Below are 4,144 nucleotides of genomic sequence, written 5' to 3'. Positions count from 1 at the left end.
CAGGGGCGCCGGTCGATCATCTCGCGCGGCGAGCTGATCGAGATCGGCGGCGCCTTCCGCATGCCCGACATCATGGCGCGGGCCGGCACCACGCTGCACGAGATCGGCACCACCAACCGCACCCACGCGAAGGACTACGCCGCGGCGCTGGGGCCGGAGGCCGGGCTGGTGCTGAAGGTCCACACCTCGAACTACCGCATCGCCGGCTTCACCGCCGAGGTGACCGCGCGGGAGCTGGCGCCGCTGGCGAAGAAGCATGGCGTCCCGCTGGTGCACGACCTCGGCTCCGGCACCCTGGCCGACTTGGCCGCGATCGGCTTGGCCCATGAGCCGACGGTGCGCGAGGCGGTGGCCGAGGGCGCCGACCTCGTCACCTTCTCCGGCGACAAGCTGCTGGGCGGGCCGCAGGCCGGCTTCATCGTCGGCCGGGTCGACCTGGTCGCCGCGATCAACCGCAACCCGATGAAGCGGGCGCTGCGGGTCGACAAGATCCGGCTGGCGGCGCTGGAGGCGACGCTGCGCCTGTACCGCGACCCCGCCCGTCTGGCCGAACGCCTGCCGACGCTGCGCCTGCTGGCGCGCAAGGCCGGGGAGATCGAGGCCCAGGCCCGCCGCCTCCTGCCGGCGGTGCAGACGGCCCTGGGCGGCCTGGCCACGGCCGAGCTGCGGGCCTGCACCAGCCAGATCGGCTCCGGCGCCCTGCCGCTGGAGACGCTGCCGAGCGCAGCGCTGGCCCTGACCGTGCCGGAGGACAGCGGCCGGGCGCTGAACGCCCTGGCCGCCGCGCTGCGCGAGCTGCCGGTGCCGGTGGTCGGCCGCATTGCCGACGGCGCGCTGCTGCTGGACCTGCGCTGCCTGGAGGATGAGGCCGGGTTCCTGGCCTCCCTCGCCGCGCTCGACACGGGCGACCATGGGCTGGCTTGACCGCCTCAAGGGCGGCCGGGCGGCCGAGCCCCCCTCGCCCACCATCGCCGAGCAGCTGGCCGCCGCCGCGGCCGCTGCGCGCGCCGGCGACCATGCGGCGGCGCTGGCGATCTGGGGGCCGCTCGCCCATGACGGCGTGCCCAGGGCCCAGAGCAATGTCGGCGCCTGCTTCGCCGAGGGGCTGGGGGTCGAACGCGACCTCGCCCTGGCCGTCCGCTGGTTGACCCTGGCGGCGGAGGCCGGCGACGCGGTCGGCCAGCGCAACCTGGCGACGCTGCATTTCCGCGGCGAGGGCGTGGCCCGCGACGACGGAAGGGCGGCGGCCCTATACCGCGCCGCCGCCGAGCAGGGCGATGCCACGGCGCAGGACATGCTGAGCTGGATGCTGCTCGAGGATGGCGCCCTGTTCGACCCGGCGGAGGGGCGACTGTGGGCCGAGCGCGCCGCCGGCCAGGGCGTCGCCACGGCCCTGACCCGGCTGGGCATGCTGCACCACAACGCGGTCGGTGTGGCGCGCGACCCGGCCGAGGCCGCGCGCTGGTGGCGGATGGCGGCCGAGCGCGGCGACGCCGACGCGCAGGCCATGCTCGGCGCAGCCCATCACATGGGGTCCGGTGTGGCGAAGGATCCGCTCCAGGCGCTGACCTGGCTGATCCGCGGCCAAGCCGGCGGCAGCGCCCTGGCCGGCCGGTTCCTCGGGCCGGCCCGCGCCGCGCTCGACCCCGCCGGCATCGCCAAGGCCGAAGCGCTGGCCCGCCGCCCGCTGCCGGAGGCAACGCCGTGATCATCGGCACTGCCGGCCATATCGACCATGGCAAGACCGCGCTGGTGCGGGCGCTGACCGGCGTCGACACCGACCGGCTGAAGGAGGAGAAGGCTCGCGGCATCACCATCGACCTCGGCTTCGCCTACCAGCCGATCGCGGATGGCGAGGTGCTGGGCTTCATCGACGTGCCCGGCCACGAGCGGCTGGTGCACACCATGCTGGCCGGCGCCTCCGGCATCGACTTCGCGCTGCTGGTGGTGGCCGCCGATGACGGCGTGATGCCGCAAACCCGCGAGCATCTGGCGATCATCGACCTGCTCGGCATCTCCCGCGGCGTCGTCGCCCTGACCAAGGCCGACCTGGCCGGCCCCGACCGACGGGCGGTGGTGGCGGCGGAGATCCGCGCTGCCCTGGCCGGCACGGCGCTGGCCGGGGCCGACATCCTGCCGGTGTCGGCCGTGACCGGCGAGGGCATCGCCGAGCTCGCAGATCGGCTCGCACTGGAGGCGATGGACTTCGCCGGCCGCGAGGCGGCGGGGCGATTCCGGCTGGCGGTCGACCGGTCGTTCACCCTGCGCGGCGCCGGCACCGTGGTGACCGGCACTGTGCTGTCGGGGTCGGTCGCGGTCGGCGACCACCTGCTGGCCAGCCCGTCCGGCCTGCCGGTGCGGGTGCGGTCGATCCACGCCCAGAACCGCCCGGCCGAGCAAGGTCGCGCCGGCGAGCGCTGCGCCCTGAACCTGACCGGCGACCGGGTGACGCGCGAGGCCTTCTCCCGCGGCGACGTGATCCTCGACCCGGCCTTGCACGCCCCGACCGACCGCATCGACGCGACGCTGCGGGTGCTGCCGGGCGAGCGCAAACCGATCGGCCAGTGGTTCCCGGTGCGCTTCCACACCGCCGCCACCGAGACCGGGGCGCGGATCGTGCTGCTGGGCGACCACCCGATCCCGCCGGGCGGCGAGGCCTTCGTGCAGTTGGTGCTGGACCAGCCGGTCGCCGCCGCCGCCGGGGACCGCTACGTCCTCCGCGACACCTCGGCCCAGCGCACCATCGGCGGCGGCCGGCTGGTCGACCTGCGGGCGCCCGCGCGCAAGCGGCGCGGGCCGGAGCGCCTGGCCCAGCTGGCGGCGCTGGCCCTGGACGACCCCGAGGCCGCGCTGACGGCGCTGCTGGCGGCGCCGCCGCGTCTGGTCGACCTGGCCGCCTTCGGCCGCGACCGGGCGCTGGGCGCCGGCCGGGTGGACGAGATCGCCGACCGGCTCGGCCTGGTCCGGATCACGGCGGGCGAGCAGGTGCTGGCGCTGACCTCGGCCGACTGGACGCAGCTGACCCAGGGGCTGCTGGAGACGCTGGACGGCTTCCACCGCGACAACCCCGACCTGCCGGGCATCGGCTTCGAGCGGCTGCGCCTGCAGTCGCGGCCGCGCCTGCCGGCCCCGGCCTTCGCCGCCCTACTGCGGGTGATGGCCCGCGCCGAGCAGGTCGCGCTGGAGGGCGCCTGGGTGCGGCTGACCGGCCATGAGGCGCATCTGACCAAGGCCGACGAGGCGCTGTGGGCGGAGATCGGCCCTCGCCTGGGCGGCGAGGCCCGGTTCCGGCCGCCGCGGGTGCGCGACATCGCCGGCGAGCTGGGCGTCGACGAGGCCGAGATCCGCCGCCTGCTGAAGCGAACCGGCCGCATGGGCCGGGTGGACGAGGTGGCACATGACCATTTTTTCCTGCGCCCGACCGTGGCCGAGATCGTCGGCATCCTGGTACAGCTGGGCGAAGCGCACGAGACCGGCTTCACCGCGGCGCAGTTCCGGGATCAGGTGGACAGCGGCCGAAAGGTTGCTATTCAGATCCTGGAATTCTTCGACCGCCACGGCGTGACGCTGCGGCGGGGCGACCTGCGCCGGCTGAACCGGCATCGGCTGGACCTGTTTCGTCCCTCGATCGGCGAGGCGCCGGCCGAGGGGCCTGGAGGAGAATCGTCCCCGGTGGGGCGTCCGGACTTCAAATCCGGGAGGGGCCGCGAGCCGGTCCTTGGTGGGTTCGACTCCCACTCTCTTCCGCCAACCCATCCCGACAGCACCTGATCGCCGCCGCTTGCCACTCCGGCCCGATTAAATCTAAATGATCGGATAACTATCGGGGCAGGGCATGCAGGAGGCCGCCGCCGCGCGCCGCGCGGGCGCCAATCTGGAGGGGGCCAGCGCGCATAACCGCCGCGTCGTCTTCGACCTGCTGCGCCTCTCCGGGCCGCTGTCGCGGGCCGATCTGGCCCGGCGCACCGGCCTGTCGTCCCAAACCGTGCACAACATCATCGACGACTTCACCGCCGCCGGGCTGGTCGAGACCGGGGAGCGGGTGGCCGGCCGCCGCGGCCAGCCGCCGACGCCCTATCGCATCCGCCCCGATGGCGGCTATGCCATCGGCCTGCATCTCGACCATCACGCTGTGCGCGGCGTC

General features: G+C 74.8%; 3 protein-coding genes, 1 tRNA gene and 1 pseudogene. All 5 read left to right on the top strand.

Going from position 1 to position 4,144, the window contains the following annotated elements; translation table 11 throughout:
- A partial coding sequence (gene selA, locus ABDW35_RS33230) for an L-seryl-tRNA(Sec) selenium transferase (RefSeq protein WP_343718129.1) occupies window positions 1–924 on the top strand: 924 nt, incomplete at its 5' end.
- Window positions 911–1,708: a tetratricopeptide repeat protein gene (locus tag ABDW35_RS33225; RefSeq protein ID WP_343718128.1), complete on the top strand. Its 798-nt coding sequence runs from the start codon at window positions 911–913 to the stop codon at window positions 1,706–1,708. The genes selA and ABDW35_RS33225, both read left to right, overlap by 14 nt.
- Window positions 1,705–3,537, top strand: a pseudogene (selB, locus tag ABDW35_RS33220) (selenocysteine-specific translation elongation factor); the annotation flags it as partial. The gene ABDW35_RS33225 and the pseudogene selB, both read left to right, overlap by 4 nt.
- 117 nt (window positions 3,538–3,654) lie before the next feature.
- A tRNA-Sec gene (locus ABDW35_RS33215) sits at window positions 3,655–3,750 on the top strand.
- Window positions 3,751–3,835: 85 nt separating this feature from the next.
- Window positions 3,836–4,144, top strand: a 309-nt coding sequence (locus ABDW35_RS33210; RefSeq protein WP_343718127.1) for a MarR family transcriptional regulator, incomplete at its 3' end; no start/stop codon positions are given.

Origin of the sequence: Inquilinus sp. (assembly GCF_039594555.1) — a bacterium.
GTDB lineage: Bacteria > Pseudomonadota > Alphaproteobacteria > DSM-16000 > Inquilinaceae > Inquilinus.
The sequence above is the reverse complement of the archived record's forward strand: the minus strand, read 5'-3'. Positions and strand labels throughout refer to the sequence as shown.